Origin of the sequence: Streptomyces sp. Ag109_O5-1, from assembly GCF_003814875.1 — a bacterium.
Classification (GTDB): Bacteria; Actinomycetota; Actinomycetes; order Streptomycetales; family Streptomycetaceae; genus Streptomyces; species Streptomyces sasae.
Window position 1 is genome coordinate 11,519,364 of sequence record NZ_RKQF01000001.1, and the last position, 15,891, is coordinate 11,535,254.

Here is a 15,891-nt window from a genome sequence, read left to right on the forward strand (position 1 = left end):
GCCGGGCTCGTGCTGTTGACCGGTCCTGCCGAGCGTGCGGGTGTCAGCCGGTGGAAGCCTGTCGGCTCTGCTCATGGTCGACCGTGGTGGCCCACTCGGCCAGCCGGCGCAGTGCTTTCTCCGACGGGGAGTCGGGCTCGGCGCTGTAGACGGTGAGGATCAGCCCGGCGTCCGAGTCGATGGTCATCGACTCGTAGGACAGGGTGAGGTCGCCGACGAGAGGGTGGCGGATGGTTTTCACGCCACCGCGGTGGATGCGTACGTTGTGGTCGGCCCAGCAGGTGCGGAACAGCTCACTCCGGGCGGACAACTCGTCAACCAGGTCGGCCAGCGCTTTGTCCTGCGGGTTACGGCCCACCTGCCAGCGCAGGGCCGCGATGGTGTCGTGCGCGATGGTCTCCCAGTCGGGGAAGAAATCGACCGCGCGCGGGTCCAGGAGGACGAACCGCGCGTTGTTCACCGGGAGTGTCCGGCCGAGCAGGAACGGTGAGAAAAGGGCGAGGCCGAGCTGGTTGGCGGCCAGGGTGTCGAAACGAGGGGTACGGACATACGCGGGAAGGCCGACCATGGAGTGGAGGATGCGCAGGACGGCAGGTGGAATGTGCGGCGCCTCCGCCTCGCTCCGTGGAACCGTGCCGTCCACGGAGCGCACCAGGTCGAACAGATGGGTTCGTTCGGCCTCGTTGAGCTGGAGCGCACGGGCGAGGTTGTCCAGGACTCCGTCGGAGACACCGCGGGCGTTGCCCCGCTCCAAACGGGTGTAGTAGTCGACGCTGACCCCGGCCAGAGAGGCGACCTCCTCGCGGCGCAGTCCGGGAACGCGCCGCGCGTCACCGCCGTAGGCGGGCAGTCCTGCCTGCTCCGGAGTGATCTTGGCCCTTCGGGAGCTCAGGAAGTCGCTGATTTCTTGGCGCCTGTCCATGTTCCGAGGTTATGCCCGCCCCTGCGCGCTGGGGGGAACTGCCAGTACCTGGGTTCTCAGGGTCTCCCTCGTCCGCCGCGTGAAGGGTTGCATGGATCGTGTCCGACGGCTCGGGGCGCCTTGACCGGTGACACGCGAACCACGTTCGGCCAGAACCGGTGCCCGGCCCGCCCGGCTGCGTCGCCCCCACACAGCTTCGTGGTCACCCGCGCCCTCCATGTGACGAGTGGCTGGGCGTCCACAGATTCGGCAGAGAGGATGAGAACGGTATGCGTACCACCACTCTGGGCAGCAAAGGTCCTGAAGTCGGCGTCGTGGGACTGGGCTGTATGGGCATGAGTTTCGCCTACGACATGTCCGCGCCACGCGACGACGAGACATCGGTCTCCGTGATCCGCCAGGCGCTGGACCTGGGCATGACCTTGCTCGACACCGCCGACGTCTACGGCCCCTACGTCAACGAGGAACTGGTCGGCCGAGCCCTGAGCGGCAGCCATCGTGACCGCGCGGTTCTGGCGACCAAGGTCGGTCTGGTGAGCGTGGGCGGGCCGGGCGAGGTCCGGACGGTCCCCAACGGCCGCCCTGAACACGTGCGCACGTCGATCGACGAAAGCCTGCGCCGACTCGGTACCGACCACGTGGATCTCTACCAACTGCACCGCGTCGACCCGGACGTGCCCATCGAGGAGACCTGGGGAACGATGGCTGAGGTCGTCGCAGCGGGCAAGGCCCTGCACATCGGTCTGTCCGAATCGACCGTCGACCACATCAAGCGGGCACAGGCGGTGCACCCGGTGGCCTCGGTGCAGTCCGAGATGTCGCTGTGGACCAGGGAATGGATGACCGAGGTGTTGCCCTACTGCCAGGAGCAGGGCATCGCCTTCCTGCCGTTCTCGCCGCTGGGCAAGGGCTTCCTCACGGGCCGTTTCGCTTCCTTCGACGACCTGCCCGAGGACGACTTCCGGCGCCGGCTGCCCCGCTTCCAGGAGGAGGCTTTGCGGACCAACTTGGCCATCGCGGGCAGGGTCCGGGAGATCGCCGAGCGGATGGGAGCCACCCCGGCCCAGGTGGCACTGGCCTGGCTGATCGCCCAGGGACCGCACGTCATCCCCATTCCCGGCACCAAGACCCCCAAGTACCTTGCCGACAACGCCGGAGCGGCCGACATCGAGCTCAACGCCGAGGACCTGGCCGAGCTCGACGCGCTGCCGACTCCGGAGGGTGGCCGCTACTGACGGCAGCCGAGTCCGCCACCGGCACAGTGAAGGCGCGTGGATCATCCGCGTGCATGCCGCTGCGTCGGGGCCCGGCCCCGGCATCCTCAGCACCCTCGCCTTGGATCGGCCTCCGGGGCCGGCTGATCGCCCACCTGCTCGTGACCGGTGGTGTCCGCCCAACTTGCCAGGAAGTCGAGGGCGTCCTCGGAAGGGGAGCCGGGCTCGGCGGTGTAGGCGACCAGGGTCAGGCCGGCGTCGGCGTCGATGGCCATCGACTCGTACGGCAGGGAGACGGCGCCGATGACAGGATGCTGGAGCCGTTTCACGCCGTTGCGGTGCATGTGCACGTTGTGGGCTGCCCACCGGGCGCGGAAGGACTCGCTGCGCGTGGACAGTTCGCCGATGAGTTCCGTCAGTGCCTTGTCGTAGGGGTTGCGCCCCGCCTGCCAACGCAGGGTGGCCACGGCGTCGTCGGCCGTGGCTTCCCACTCGCTGAAGAACTCACGGGCCCCGGGGTCGAGGAAGAGGTATCGGGCGTGGTTGACGGGCAAGTGCCGTTCCTGGAGCACCGGTGAGAACAGGGCACGGCCCAGCCGGTTGACGGTCAGCGTGTCGAAGTACCCGTTCCATACGAGTGCGGGCGTCGACATCGTGTCCAGGATGCGCTGCACGGCGGGGCGTACCCGCGGCCGGGCCTTCCGGCAGGGCCGGGTGGTGGCGTTGGCCGCGCGGACCAGGTCGAAGAGATGCGTCCGCTCGGCCTCGTCCAGCTGGAGGGCATGCGCCAGGTTGTCCAGGACGCTGTCCGAGACGCCTCGGGCGCCACCGCGTTCCAGACGGGTGTAGTAGTCGACGCTGACTCCGGCCAAGAGTGCCACTTCCTCGCGACGCAGCCCGGGAACACGGCGTGAGTCCCCGCCGAAGACGGGCAGCCCTGCCTGCGCGGGCGTGACCTTGGCCCGGCGCGAGGTCAGGAACTCACGGATCTCATTCCTCCTGTCCATGCTTCGAGGCTAGGTCCAGCCATGGCGGGGCTGGGAGGCCCTGCCAGTACCTGTGTCATCAGGCTCTCCCTCACCGAGAGCCCAGCCTGTTCCATGGATCGTGTACCGGTGGGGCCACAGACATGCCACCTGCGGGTCGCGGAGGCCCGCGTGGCAATCGACTCCGGTGCGGCCCGCATGCACCTGACGGTGCACGCGTCGCTGCCCACCGTGACTGCGGGGCTGTCCGCCGACTCGGCCCTTCTTCACCGGTTCCTCAGCGTCGAGGAGTCCCTCTTTCCCCTCCGCACGCACGTTCAGAAATGAGCAGTTTTCGCATGTCCATGACCCTGCCCCCTCCCGAAAGGCTGCCTCTTGAGCCCGCGCCGCGCTGGACTGCGCGGCTCTGGGGCGTCCTCGCCGTCCTGTGCCTGGTGCTCTTCCTGGACAGCCTGGACGTGTCGATGGTGGGCATCGCCCTGCCTTCGATCGGCCGTGACCTCCAGATGGCCCCCGCCTCGCTGCAATGGATCATCAACGGCTACGTCCTCGGCTACGGCGGGCTGATGCTGCTCGGCGGCCGGACCGCCGACCTCCTCGGTCGCCGCCAGGTCTTCCTCATCGCGCTGGCCGTTTTCGCCGCGGCCTCGCTGCTCGGCGGGGTCGTCGACAGCGGCTCGCTGCTGATCGCCGCCCGTTTCGTCAAGGGCGTGGCCGCAGCGTTCACCGCGCCCACCGCGCTGTCCATCCTCACCACGACCTTTCACGAGGGGCCGCAGCGCAATCGCGCGCTGTCGGTCTTCAGCCTCTTCGGCGCCCTGGGCTACTCCTCGGGCCTGATCCTCGGCGGCCTGCTCACCGGAATCGGATGGCGCTGGACCTTCCTGATGCCGGTCCCGCTCGCGCTGCTGGCCCTGGTCGTCGGCATGATGCTGATCCCACGCGACCGCCGTGCCGAGACCGGCGGCCATGACCCGGCCGGTGCCATCACCCTCACCGGCGGCATGCTGCTCGCCGTGTACGCGGTGGTCACCGCCCCTGAGAAGGGCTGGACCTCCAGTACGACAGTGGCCGCATTCGGCGTCGCCATCGTACTGCTGCTCGCCTTCGTCCTGATCGAGAAGCGCGTCCGCCACCCGCTGGTGCGCTTCGGCATCCTGCGCCAGGGCGCAACGGTCCGCGCCAACCTCAGCATCGTCGCGCTCCTGGGCTCCTACATGAGCTTCCAGTTCATGATGACCTTGTTCCTCCAGGACGGCCGCGGCTGGTCCCCGCTGCGCATGGCCTTCGCCCTGCTGCCGGTGGGCCTGGTCGTCGCCATGGGCTCGCCCGTCGCCGGACGACTCGCCAACCGCCTCGGGACCGCACCGCTGATCGTCACCTCCATGATCTCGACGACGGTCGGCTACCTCTGGTTCCTCCTCACAGCCGGCGACTCCCCGCAGTACCTGCTCACCATGCTCCCCGCCATGGTGCTGCTCGGCGGCGGCTTCACCTTCGGCTACAGCGCCATCATGGCCCAGGCCACCGAAGGCATCGACGACTCCGAGCATGGCCTGGCCTCCGGACTCGTACAGACCTCCGGCCAGGTCGGGGCGGCACTGGTGCTCGCCCTGCTCACCGCGGTACTCGCTGGAGCCGGTGACGCAGGCAGCGACTTCACCTCCTACCGGCCGGGTCTCAACCTGGTGACCGCAGTGGCGGCGGTCGGCCTGCTGCTCAACCTGGTCCCGATGCTGCGACTGCGGCGGCAGTGACCCCCGCCCGGGCGGGCCGGGCAGCCGCGCCACTCGCCTGGGGGGCCCTGCCAGTACCCGGGTCATCAGGCTCTCCCTCATCACCTACCGAGGCTGTTGCATGGATGGTGCTCCGGTCGGGTGGGAGGACCCGCCCGACCGGAAGCCCGGCGCCAGCCACCCCTCTCTCCCATGGCCGGCAGGGCACGGCCCCGGCGTAGTGGCATGTGCCCCACCCGCCGGCGCCGCTCGCCAGAACTGTTGTCCCGCCTCGGGGCATTCCCTCGAACAAGGAAGCAGCACGACGTGTCCACTCCCGAGAACACTGAGCCGCCTGCTGCCACAGCCCTGTCCGGATCAACCGGGCCCCGGCACCAGCAGCTGGGGATCAGCCGCGGACTGACACTGCTGTTCGCCATCGCCGGCGGCTCGGCCGTCGCGAACCTCTACTGGGCGCAGCCTTTGCTGGATTTCATCGCCGGTGACCTGCACGCCTCCGCCTCTCTGGCGGGGTGGCTGGTCACCGCGACCCAGTTTTATGGCCCTTAAACCGGGAGGCGCGTCCCGAACCGTTCCTCCGCCCTTGCCTGAACATCACCCCGGGGACTCAGTGTGGGTACGTTAGGCGGTACGCTCGTACCCATACGCCAGAGGCGGGTCGGCGTTCCGGCCCGTAACTACTCCCCGTTTCCGGGCGGGGACGCTCAGGGGAGACTGCTGCGGTGACGGCCCAAACTGACTCGCGTGACCGACGACCGCGCCGCACCACTCGCAGGCGGGTCGTCGATACTGGTCGGCGGGAGGAACTGCTGCGTCAGGCCGAGGCGATCATCCTGGCCGAAGGCTTCACCTCTGTGACCATGGATGAGCTCGCCCAGCGACTGGGCTGCTCCAAGGCGACGCTGTACAGTCTCGCCTCCACGAAGGAACAGCTAGTGCTGGCGGTCACCCGTGCCTTCTTCCGGGACGCGACAGCCGAGATCGAGCAGGCCGTCCAGGCCGAGCCCGACGCCAGGCAGCGCATCCGGGTCTACCTCACCGGCGTCGGCACCGCCATGCGCCGCCACTCCCACGCCTTCTACGACGACATGGTCGGCTACGAACCGACCGCACAGATCTACCGCAAGAACTCCGCCGCCGCCGCGCACCGAGTCCACGAACTCATCGAGGAGGGCGTGCAGAGCGGCGTCTTCCGCGCACTCAACGGCCACTTCGCCGCCCATGTCGTGGCAGTCACCATCGACGCGGTCCAGTCGGGGGTCCTCCTGGAGAGGACCGGCCTGACCGCCGGCGACGCCTTCTCCGAGCTCGGGGACCTCCTGCTGGACGGGCTCAGCTCGGGACAGGGCGCTTTCGCGCCCTCTTCCACAGCTGGCCGCTCGCCCAGGGGCTAGGAGCGTGGGTCAGTAACGAGCAAGCGGCTGTGTTGCGGTGACCGGCGGATCGGTTGCGGCGGCGGGGCCCTGTTGGCCTGTCACGTGGCCGGGACGCCTTGCCGGTCAGCAAGCCAGGGCGGCGATCCCTGCCGTTCCTGCGTGCCGGAAGATCTTGCGGAGGTTATGGCAGGCGGCCAGCAGGCGCCACTCGCTGCGGGCGCCGTCCTCGCCGCGTAGGAGGAGCTGGCGGCCGTTCTGGCAGGTCATGATCTGTCCGAAGACGGGTTCGACGATGGCCTTGCGGCGGCTGTAGGCGGCCCGTCCGGGCCTGGTCCGCAGCTTGCGGGCCATGCGCTCCTTCAAGGTCGCGTCCTTGGGGATGCGTCCGCGCGGCGCGGGCGGGACCTGCTCGTCGTGGGCGAGGCGGCCGGTGGCCATGAATCTGTCGGTTCCGCAGGAGAGCTGGCGGTCCCGGGCGGCTTCGAGGTTGGTCTCGGAGCAATAGCCAGCGTCGACCAGGGCCTGCTTGGGGTGGGTGCCGGTATTCGCCGCGGACTGCTCCAGCATGGTGGTGTAGTTCAGCGCGTCCGAGGCGTTGGTGGTTACGTCAGCTGCGGTGATGACCTGGTGGGCCTCGTCGACGACGGCCTGGGCGTTGTAGGCCTGGATGTAAGCGCCGTCGCTGTTCTTCATGATCCGCGAGTCGGCGTCGGTGAAGTTGGCCTGCGCCTTCGGCTTCGGGCGGGCCTTGGCGGCGGCCTTCTCCCCGGCGTCGGTGACGGCCTGTTCGTCGGCTGTGCCCTTGCGCTGTTGGCGGCGGCGCTCGATGTCCTCGGCGTGGCTGCGGGCCTTGTCCGCGGCTTCGGCCTCGATCTGGGCGCGGGCTGCCTGCAGCCTGGCGAGGCGTTTCTCGCGGCGGTCGAGTTCGGCGGGCAGATCGGTGTCCTTGCCGTCGGGGCCGAAAGCCTGGTCCTCGACGGTATCGGTGGCCTCGGCATCGGCGAGCAGGGCGGCGGCCTTGGCCTCCAAACGCGGCGATCTCGGCCTCGATCCGTTCTTCCTTGCCGACCAGACGGCCATAGCTCATGGCCTTGTGCTTGGAGGCGTTGGCTTCGAGCTTGGTGCCGTCCAGGGCGACGCGGCCCATCTTGACCATGCCGAGCTTGGTCGCGAGGTGCAGCGACTGGGTGAACAGGCCTGCCAGGGCGTCCAGGTGGCGGCGGCGAAACCGGGAGATCGAGCGGAAGTCCGGGGCCTGGCCGGCGGCCAGGAACCGGAACGCCACGTCGTCGGCCCATTTGCGCTCGATCGCCCGGGAGGAGCGGATACCGGTGGTGTAGCCGTAGATCAGCAGGCGCACCATCAGCCGCGGATCGTAGGGCGGAAAGCCACGCTTCTCGGTGTAGTCGGCCAGGACTGGCCCCAGGTCCAGCACGTCATCGACCAGATCGGCTACGAATCGGGCCAGGTGGTCCTCGGGTAGCCAATCGTCCAGCGAGGGCAGCAGCAGGCCCTGGTGCGGATCGAACGCCCTGAACCGCTTGTTGACCGCCACTGCACCACCCTGCGGCCGCTTCTTCTCGACCGGCTCAGCCTCAAACAGCCCGTCCCCGCCACTCATACCGATATCATTCCGCACGAATGATCACGAACCGAAGCAGGGTTGCTGACGGATGACGTCGGACCTCGCGCACGGGCAGTTGCGAAACCCGGGCGCCTCTCACTACGTGCTCCAATCGCCGATTCGATCCGGCGAGTTGACGGTGTGTCGATCGTCTGGCCTCTCTTTCAGAGTCGGTCATCTGCCACCCAAGAACAAGACTGCAATTTTCAGGCGGAGACCGGGACCATGGCACGCGTGACCTCTCCTTCCTCGGACTCCGAGACCAGCAGAGAACTGTCCGATCTACTCGCCCACGTCCGCTGGATCGCCGGCGGTACGGCCTCCGGTAAGAGCACGCTCGCCCACCTACTGGCCGACCAATACGGCGTCGAGGTCTACAACGGCGACCGTGCGGAGCACGGCTGGCTGACGCGATGCACGCCGCAGCGCCACCCGCGCCTGTCCGCCATGCGCCGAATGCCACCGGGCGGGATGTGGGCGGGCCGCACCGCGAAGGAGGTGTTCCAAGCGATGGCGAGCCTGCACGGAGAGACGACCGGCTTCCTCATCGAAGACCTCCTCGCCATGCCCACCGATCACATCATCCTGGTGGATTACTTCGGGATCCTGCCCAACCACCTCGCACCTCTGCTGTGCCGACCCGACCAAGCAGTCTTCCTCCTGCCCACACCCCAGTTCCGGCAGGATGCACTCGGCGCGCGCTATGCGGATCCCGCCCGCGCGAGAGCCACCTGGGGCAAGAACGATCCCGAGGCCATGCTGACCAAGCGCCTCACCCGCGACGCCCTCTGGGACGAGGAAGTCCGCAGACAGGCCTACGACCACCGGCTCGACACCATCACGGTCGACGGCAGCACTCCCGCCACCGACCTCGCCAATCAGGTGGCAGCACGCTTCGGATTGGGCCACAGAACGTAACGCTCGCCTGGCCGACGCTACCCAGGGTGGCGGCTGGGCTCCGGCACAGTCTCTCGAAAGCCCGAACTGAAGCATTCAGCTACAGCGGGCCACCGGTTACTGACCCACGCTCCTAGGTCTCGACACCCAGGTAGAGCGCGGAGAAGAGGGGTGCACGGATCGTCTCTGACCGACTGCACGACAGGTGCGACGCCTGCGCCCACTCTGGATACATGCGTCGGGCTCTCGCCAGAAAGGCGGGGGTCGAGACGCCGGCTCGCGCGAGCGGTACGCCCCTCCCCGCACCGGCCGCTCCGGTAGTGGCCTCCTGGTTCGCAGTGGTGAGGATCCCGCGCCCCGATGTCGTCGGCGGCCTGTTCGATCACTGGCACCAGTCGATGCACAAAACCGTATCCGCACTGTCAGCCCTGGCGCAGAGCACCGGTGCTCTCCGATCCGTCCTCGACGTGTCGGACTGAGCTGCGAAGCCGCCTCTCACAACGCCTTCCCCCAGAGAAGATGCGGCCGCGGCAGCGATGCCGCGAGGGCCGGGGCGTGAGGTCCGCCCCCTGACGGGACTGGAGCATGACCAGGTCGGGACGCGCGAAGGGGGTCCTGCACCGTCCGGCTTCTGTTCCGCGACCAGGTACCCCGGCAGCGTCGCGCCGTGAGGGCCGGGCCCCCGTGCTTCGGCCGGCATCGGCTCGACTGGGGGATACAGCGTCACTCTGCTACATCTTTGCTGATCCGCACGCCAGACACCTCCGAGGCTGTGCCGGGTCAGGGTGGTGAAGGCATGGCGCGGGTGGACAGGGGGACGACGGTGCCGCCGCCACGCAAGGCGTTGTTTTCGAGAGCCAGCTGCCGGATGGCCTCCTCGTACAAGGCGAGGGTGCGGCGCAAGTCGGTGTTCTCTCGACGGAGTCGGCTCAGGTTGGCTTCCGCGCGCGCATTGGGGGCGGGGGACGGGGTGGTCGCGGACTGCGGGATGCGGGGCCGGAAGTGCGTGTCGATCAGGTCCGCGTAGTGCCGGTGGAAGGTGGCGTGCGGGATGTCCAGGAACCGTTCGACCGCGGTCACGGTGGGGCGCCGTCCGCGGGCGGCGGCCTCGGCAAGGACGGTGTCGACGGCGGCTTTGACGGTGTCGGGCAGCGCGCGTTTCACTCGGCGATCTCCGGGGTGTGGCGGGTGAGGAACGCGGCGGTGGCACGGTGCTGTTCCTCAAGGCGGTGACGGACGTAGGGGGCCAAACGGTCACCGGCGGCCAGTGTGTCCTCCAGCCGGAGGAGGTGATCGGCAAGGGCCTGCCGGTTGTCGGATGTCAGGGCGGCGTTGCGGCAGGCTTGCGGCTGGCAGTCGGCCAGGACGGGCTGATCGGCGGAAGCCTCGGGGCTGCGGCACAGGGCGCGGTCGGGGTTGTAGACGCAGGTGACGAAGGTCCCCAGGTACACGTGCGGGTCGTGGCGGGCCACGATGCGGCGCAGGCGGGCTTCGTCAGTGACGACCTGGCCGTCGAAGACGGTGTGCCGGGCGAACTCGGCGAGCCGGGCTTCGGCCTCGGCGCCGGCCGGCCCAGCCAGCGTCGGGCGGTCTTCGTCGGCACTCAGCTCGGCGAGCAACTGGCCGCGGGCGAGGGCTTGCTCGGCTTCGACCTCATCGCGGAAGCCGGAGTCGCTGGTGCCGGCGTCGCCCTCGAACATTTGAATGTACTGGTGGCGGTATTGCAGGGCTCCCGCGATGGCGCCGCCGGGGCGGCGGGCGATGAACCAGGCCAGGGTCCGCCGGAACTGGCGCGTGGTCAGCCGAGGCAGCCGGCCCCGTTCCAGGGGGATCCCGTCGGGGCGCCTGCGGTCGTCGCAGTAGGCGGTGATCCAGGAGATCAGGAAGGCGATGTCTTTGTTGGTGGTGTTGCTGTTGGGCACCGGGAATGTGCTGCGGCGGCGGGTGCTGGGTGCGGGGGCGAGCAAGTAGGGCTGGTCCTGGGGCTGGAAGCGTTCGAGGACGGCGATGGCGCGGGCGACGGGGGCGGTGACGATCCAGGTGGCCTCCGCGCCGTGGACGTCTTCGCCCTTGAAGGCGAGGCTGGCCAGCCGGTGCCGGTAGACATGCCCGTCGGATGCTTGCTGGACGCTGAGGCATCCGCGCTTAAGGTGCTTGATCTCGGAGTCGCGCAAGCCGGAGAGATAGGCGTTCACGATCCAGCAGGACACCAGAAGCAGCCGCTCCATGCGGGCGACGTCGTAGTACGAGATGCGCTCCAGCCACGGCCGGCCCTCTAGCCGCCCCTGGGGGGCGTGCGCGAGCGGGCAGTCCGTGTTGACTCCGACGTCGTCGGCGGCCTCCGCGATCATCTGTCGTGGCCGGGCCTCGTCCAGGCGGTGAACGGGATAGCCCAGCAGTCGAGCCAGGTAGCTGGTGCTGGGGAACGGCTCACCTCGGCGGGCGGAGGCCAGGCGCGCGGGTGCCGCTGGCAGGGGGTGGCGACGGCGGCGGAAGTCGTCCAGCAGTTCCGCCAGCGCGGTGGGCAGGTCAGGGCCGGCGGGCGGCCGGGCATCGATGGCGTCGCGCTCTGCGCGGGCAGCCAGGACATCGTCGGCGAAGTCGTCGACGAAGCGCATCGCCCAGCTCAGCAGCGGTGCTACGACCTGCTCGGGGATGCGGTCGGTGAGATTCTCTGGTGGAGCAGGCTGAGGCGCTGGAGCGGTTCTTCGTGGCTTCGGAGTCGGCGGCGGTGGTGCCGCTGCCGTCTTTTCACGGGGCTGACGGCTTCGACTGCGGTGTCCTGCTGGGCCGGGAGGCGGCGGTGGGCCTGGTCCACCATGGACGGGAAGCGTGTGCGTCGGCACAGCCGGTGGAGACGATCGAGGCCGTGCGGGCGCTGCCGGTGTGGCACAACTGACGTGGTGGGGAGAGGCGTGAGCAGGAACCTTCAGCGGCCGGACGAGGCCCGTACGGCGTCGGTGGTCGCGCTGGCCCAGGACCTGATCCGGCAGCCGAGCCGGGCCGGGATCGACGACTACGGGCCCGTCCTCGCCGTGCTGGAGGACTGGCTCGCTGCTCGCGGCCTGCCGCACCGGCGCCTGCACGGCGATGCGGGTGCCCTGGTCGGGCTGCTGGTGGAGATCCCGGGTGATCGGCCGGGGGCGTGGTGGACTCTCGATGCATGCGTGGACACCGCCCCCTATGGCGACGAGTTGGCGTGGTCGTTCCCGCCGGCCTCGGGCGACATCGTGGACGGCTGGCTGCGGGGACGGGGCGCGGCTGATTCCAAGCTGGCTGCGGCGATGTTCTGCCACATCGCCGAGGACCTCGCCGCCCAGGCCCGGGAGCTGAGCGGCGGGCTCGCCGTGCTCCTGGACGTCGACGAGCACACCGGCAACTTCGGCGGCGCCCGCGCCGCTCTCGCCGACGAGGCCGTGGCCCGGCCGGCCGGGGTGATGATCGGCTACCCCGGCATGGACGAGGTGGTCGTCGGCGGGCGGGGCCTGTGGAGGGCCGTCCTCACCGTGCATGCTCCCTCCGGGCACTCCGGGTCCAGCAAGACCGTGGTCGGTGCGATCTCCCGCGCCGCGCACCTGGTTGGCCTCCTCGACGCGGCCGACCTGCCCGGGGTCGAGGACGGTTCGGAGTTCCCGCTGCTCCCGAAGGTGTCGGTCACCGCCTGCCACGGTGGCCAGGGATTCTCCGTCACCCCCGACCGGTGCGACCTCAACATCGATGTGCGCACCACGCCCGGATTCGATGCCCATGACGCCGAGACGCTCGTCCGCAAGGCCGTCGCCGAGCTCGACGCAGCCTCGCCTGCCCCGCGCCCGACCGAGATCACCCCGGTCGCGGCATGGCCGCCGTTCCGGCTCACCGACACCGAGCAGCCGGCTGCGGCCTTGCTGGACGCTGCCGCCGAGGCAGGGCTCGCGGTCCGGACGAAGACCGCCGGGCCCTCGAACATCGGCAACCTGCTGGCTGGCGAGGGTATCCCGGCAACGGCCGGCTTCGGGGTTCCCTACGAAGGGCTCCACGGCATCGACGAACGCGCCCACCTCGCAGAACTGCCCACGGTGTACGCGGTCTACCGGCGTGCCGTGCTCCGTCTGCTGGAGTCCGACATCCCAGCCGCGTCCCAGATTTCTCCCAACTCCGCTCCCAGCAAGTACCCAACTGCGCCTCTGGGAAAGGGACGTCGCCCGCGGTGACATGGAGGCAGTACCTTCCCCGTACCCGCTGAGAAGACGAGGGACTTGGCTCATGGCCGAGCCGATCACCCGTCCGACGAAGCCCGTCGGCGAAGGCAGCCGCGCCGCGGCGCACCGCCGGCAAGGAGGCACGATGCCCACCGCAGTCCAGGCCGCGGACCGTCCCTGGGGCGCCGGCCGGCTCGCCCCGTACCCGACCGTCGTCCACCGCCCGCATGCGTCGGTCGTGATTGACCCCGACACCCAGCTCGGCGTCTACCTGGACCACGCCGGTCAGGTGATCGACATGGGCAAGCACGGCACCAGCAAGGGCACCGAGACGGACACGACCACGAACGCGGATTCTGCGCCGGATCAGGGGCACGACCAGGACTCGGAGCAGGACAGTTGAGCGGTGACTGCCAAGAGGCCGGTGCTCGTGGCCACCGAGACGGACGATCTCACCGCCGACATGGTGATCGCCCATCTGAACCGCCGGAACGTGCCGGTGGTCCGGTTCAACCCCGCTGACATCGGCCCGGACCTGACGGTGTCCGCATGGTTCGGTGCCTGCCCGGCCCCAGTGTCCGGGCAGGCACGGACGCTGTCGCGGACCGTTGACCTGACCGTGGTGCGGTCGGTGTACTGGCGTCGGCCGGTGTGGCCCGCCTTCGAGCATCTCGGCGCCGATGACGCGCGTTTCGCGGCGGCCCAGGTCCGCCACGGCCTCGGCGGCATCCTCTACGCCCTCGACGGACCGCTGTGGGTGAACCACCCCCTTGCCAACGCCGCCGCCGACTACAAGCCCGCCCAGCTCGCCATGGCCCAGCGTCTCGGGCTCACCGTCCCGCCGACGCTGGTGACGAACGACCCGGCCGAAGCCCGGGAATTTACCGCCCAGCACGATCAGGTGATCTTCAAGACGCTCCGGTGGACGCCCTGCTGGCGTGACGGTGTTCCCGTCACGGGCTGGGCCGACCCGGTCACGGCATCCGAGATCGACGAGAGTGTGCGCGTGGCGCCACACCTGTTCCAAGCCGTCGTGGACAAGACGGCCGACCTCCGGGTGCTGGTCGTGGGCCGGCAGGTGTTCGCCGTGCGGATCGAGTCCGGGATGCTGGACTGGCGCAAGGACCACTCGGCTCTCTCCTACAGTGTCGTGGACCTGCCCGACCGCATGGAGAAGATGCTCCTGGCCTACCTGGACCACGCCGGGCTGGTCTCGGGGAGCTTCGACCTCGCCGTGGACAAGACGGACAGCCTGTGGTGGCTGGAGCTGAACCCCAACGGGCAGTGGGGGTGGCTGGAGGAAGCCACCGGTCTTCCCATGTCCGTCGCATTCGCCGACCTGCTGATGCAAGGAGCCGCCCCATGACCGACACCGCTTCCCACCGACGCGCCCTTGCCGGCCGCCTGAGCGAAGCGGGCGTCCTCGTCAGCCCTCAGTGGCGAGCAGCGGTGGAAGCCGTGCCCCGGGAGCTGTTTCTGAACCCGGGCGTGTTCCTGCCTGCCGAGGGCGGCCGGTGGCGCCCGGTCACAGCACTCGGAACCGACCCGCATGAGTGGGCGCAGATCGCCTACCGTGACGAGTCCTTGACCACACAGCTCGACGGCCACCTCACCGCTGACCAGGTCAGCGGTCTCGTCGCAGGCTCTCCGACATCGTCGTCCACCACTCCGGTGACCGTGGTCGGCATGATCGAGAACCTGGAGGTGCAGGACGGGCATCAGGTACTGGAGATCGGCACGGGCACCGGATACTCCAGCGCCCTCCTGTGCCACCGCCTCGGCGAGGACAACGTCACCACGGTCGAAGTGGACCCCACGGTCGCAGCCCGCGCGGACGCCGCGCTGGAGACGGCCGGCTACTCGACATGGACCGTCACTGCGGACGGCCTCCTCGGCCACCCCCGCCGCGCACCCTACGACCGCGTCATCGCCGCGTGCGCGGTGCGCCGCATCCCCTACACCTGGATCCGCCAGACCACACCCGGCGGTATCGTCCTCGCCACCGTCGGCGGGACCTGGCACTACGGCACAGGACTCGCCAAGGTCACAGTCGCCGACGACGGCACCGCCCAGGGCGGGATCACCGGCCGCTCCTCATTCATGCAGGCCCGCTCCCAGGCAAAAGTGCCGGTCATCGGTGACCTGTCCGCCCGCACCGCCTACGCCGACAGCGAGCGGGAGACCAAAGTCCCTCCGGCACTACTGGAGGAGTGGATGCCCGCCTTCCTCGCGCAACTCGCCGCTCCCGGAGCGCACTTCACCCGCGCCACGTCCGCGGAGGGAAATCGGCTCCTGTATCTCTTCGACCCGGACCGCGAATCGTTCGCGTCCTTCCTGGAGAAGGAGGACGCCTGGACGGTACGCCAGGGCGGCCCGCTGCCGCTGTGGGACACGATCGAACAGACCCTCACCGCATGGCAGGACGCCGGAAGCCCCGACATCACCACCGTGCGACTGCACGTCACGCAGGAGGCCCACACCTACTGGATCGAAGGTCACTCGGCGCTGCGCTGGCAGCATCACGTTCTCTGAATTGAGAGCCTTGCCCCTGCTCGCCATACTCCTCGAGCTCCTCGAACAGCTCCATGCCGATCGCCTCCAGCAGGCCCCGGGACGCCATGTTCGCCTGCTGGGCGACAGCGACCACCAGCCCGCGCTCTGGCCGAGGTCAGGAGTGTCGGACGCCGCAGGCGGGGCACTCCGCGCTTCATTGCTCGGACGCCGGTGATGCCGGCGCCAACCGTATCCGTGCCCGCAGGGGTCGGAGCCCCGCTGCCCGTCCGCAGGCTCGTCGGCCTGTCCGCGCTGTTACGCACTTTCGGGTGACCGGTGGCGCCGGGAAGGGGCCGCGGCGGCGTCGGTCGGTCATGGTGAGGCCGTCGCTCGTACCGCCGCGCGGGATGGCAGGCCGGCACGGCGCGGCTGGACGCCGCGCTGCTGCGCCTCGCGAGCAGG

Annotated in this window: 14 protein-coding genes and 1 pseudogene; 10 read left to right on the forward strand and 5 right to left on the reverse strand. The window is 69.4% G+C overall.

The features are described 5' to 3' along the window. Positions 1–43: 43 nt before the first annotated feature. A complete protein-coding gene (locus EDD90_RS52655) occupies positions 44–922 on the reverse strand; it encodes a helix-turn-helix transcriptional regulator (RefSeq protein ID WP_123980538.1) in 879 nt (292 codons plus the stop codon). A 269-nt stretch (positions 923–1,191) separates the two neighbouring features. Here EDD90_RS52655 and EDD90_RS52660 point away from each other — a divergent pair, with 269 nt between their 5' ends. After that, a complete protein-coding gene (locus tag EDD90_RS52660) occupies positions 1,192–2,157 on the forward strand; it encodes an aldo/keto reductase (RefSeq protein WP_123980539.1) in 966 nt (321 codons plus the stop codon). Positions 2,158–2,243: 86 nt separating this feature from the next. Here EDD90_RS52660 and EDD90_RS52665 read toward each other — a convergent pair whose 3' ends face one another. After that, the gene (locus tag EDD90_RS52665) at positions 2,244–3,143 is read right to left on the reverse strand and encodes a helix-turn-helix transcriptional regulator (protein ID WP_123980541.1); all 900 of its coding nucleotides are present in this window, start codon (positions 3,141–3,143) and stop codon (positions 2,244–2,246) included. Between the two features lie 317 nt (positions 3,144–3,460). Between EDD90_RS52665 and EDD90_RS52670 the strand changes: the two genes are divergently transcribed. The 3 genes from EDD90_RS52670 (at position 3,461) to EDD90_RS52680 (ending at position 6,252) form a co-directional block, all read left to right on the forward strand. Then, positions 3,461–4,879: an MFS transporter gene (locus EDD90_RS52670; RefSeq protein ID WP_260328643.1), complete on the forward strand. Its 1,419-nt coding sequence runs from the start codon at positions 3,461–3,463 to the stop codon at positions 4,877–4,879. Between the two features lie 285 nt (positions 4,880–5,164). Next, a complete protein-coding gene (locus EDD90_RS52675; RefSeq protein WP_221305170.1) occupies positions 5,165–5,407 on the forward strand; it encodes a hypothetical protein in 243 nt (80 codons plus the stop codon). 173 nt (positions 5,408–5,580) lie between these two features. Further along, complete coding sequence (locus tag EDD90_RS52680) at positions 5,581–6,252, forward strand: TetR/AcrR family transcriptional regulator (protein WP_123980546.1); 672 nt, start codon at positions 5,581–5,583, stop codon at positions 6,250–6,252. A gap of 105 nt (positions 6,253–6,357) precedes the next feature. Here EDD90_RS52680 and EDD90_RS52685 read toward each other — a convergent pair. Continuing rightward, positions 6,358–7,837 (reverse strand): annotated as a pseudogene (locus EDD90_RS52685) (IS1182 family transposase). Positions 7,838–8,092: 255 nt separating this feature from the next. Between EDD90_RS52685 and EDD90_RS52690 the strand changes: the two are divergent. Further along, on the forward strand, positions 8,093–8,776 hold the full coding sequence (locus EDD90_RS52690) for a hypothetical protein (RefSeq protein WP_123980548.1): 684 nt from the start codon (positions 8,093–8,095) through the stop codon (positions 8,774–8,776). Positions 8,777–9,535: 759 nt separating this feature from the next. Here EDD90_RS52690 and EDD90_RS52695 read toward each other — a convergent pair. Together EDD90_RS52695 and EDD90_RS52700 are read right to left on the reverse strand one after the other, a co-directional pair. Further along, the gene (locus tag EDD90_RS52695) at positions 9,536–9,919 is read right to left on the reverse strand and encodes a hypothetical protein (protein WP_123980550.1); all 384 of its coding nucleotides are present in this window, start codon (positions 9,917–9,919) and stop codon (positions 9,536–9,538) included. Continuing rightward, entirely contained in the window at positions 9,916–11,373 is a 1,458-nt protein-coding gene (locus EDD90_RS52700; RefSeq protein WP_123980552.1) for a hypothetical protein, read from the reverse strand. The genes EDD90_RS52695 and EDD90_RS52700 overlap by 4 nt, the downstream gene beginning before the upstream one ends. A gap of 59 nt (positions 11,374–11,432) precedes the next feature. Here EDD90_RS52700 and EDD90_RS52705 point away from each other — a divergent pair, with 59 nt between their 5' ends. The 5 genes from EDD90_RS52705 to tgmC all read left to right on the forward strand — a co-directional run bounded on the left by EDD90_RS52705 (position 11,433) and on the right by tgmC (position 15,468). After that, entirely contained in the window at positions 11,433–11,654 is a 222-nt protein-coding gene (locus EDD90_RS52705) for a hypothetical protein (RefSeq protein ID WP_260328644.1), read from the forward strand. 16 nt (positions 11,655–11,670) lie between these two features. Beyond that, the gene (locus tag EDD90_RS52710) at positions 11,671–12,948 is read left to right on the forward strand and encodes a M20 family metallopeptidase (protein WP_260328645.1); all 1,278 of its coding nucleotides are present in this window, start codon (positions 11,671–11,673) and stop codon (positions 12,946–12,948) included. Between the two features lie 133 nt (positions 12,949–13,081). After that, on the forward strand, positions 13,082–13,339 hold the full coding sequence (gene tgmA, locus EDD90_RS52715; protein WP_123980556.1) for a putative ATP-grasp-modified RiPP: 258 nt from the start codon (positions 13,082–13,084) through the stop codon (positions 13,337–13,339). Between the two features lie 3 nt (positions 13,340–13,342). Further along, positions 13,343–14,302, forward strand: coding sequence for an ATP-grasp ribosomal peptide maturase (gene tgmB / locus EDD90_RS52720; protein ID WP_123980558.1), 960 nt, complete (start codon positions 13,343–13,345; stop codon positions 14,300–14,302). Beyond that, the gene (gene tgmC / locus EDD90_RS52725; RefSeq protein WP_123980560.1) at positions 14,299–15,468 is read left to right on the forward strand and encodes an ATP-grasp peptide maturase system methyltransferase; all 1,170 of its coding nucleotides are present in this window, start codon (positions 14,299–14,301) and stop codon (positions 15,466–15,468) included. Before tgmB ends, tgmC begins: the two co-directional genes overlap by 4 nt. The last annotated feature ends 423 nt before the right edge of the window (positions 15,469–15,891 follow it).

Coding starts and splice junctions, on each gene's coding strand:
- EDD90_RS52700 (WP_123980552.1), bottom strand. CDS start 11,373: ATGCGCTTCGTCGACGACTTCGCCGACGATGTCCTGGCTGCCCGCGCA.
- tgmC (WP_123980560.1), top strand. CDS start 14,299: ATGACCGACACCGCTTCCCACCGACGCGCCCTTGCCGGCCGCCTGAGC.
- tgmA (WP_123980556.1), top strand. CDS start 13,082: ATGCCCACCGCAGTCCAGGCCGCGGACCGTCCCTGGGGCGCCGGCCGG.
- EDD90_RS52670 (WP_260328643.1), top strand. CDS start 3,461: ATGTCCATGACCCTGCCCCCTCCCGAAAGGCTGCCTCTTGAGCCCGCG.
- EDD90_RS52655 (WP_123980538.1), bottom strand. CDS start 922: ATGGACAGGCGCCAAGAAATCAGCGACTTCCTGAGCTCCCGAAGGGCC.
- EDD90_RS52660 (WP_123980539.1), top strand. CDS start 1,192: ATGCGTACCACCACTCTGGGCAGCAAAGGTCCTGAAGTCGGCGTCGTG.
- EDD90_RS52665 (WP_123980541.1), bottom strand. CDS start 3,143: ATGGACAGGAGGAATGAGATCCGTGAGTTCCTGACCTCGCGCCGGGCC.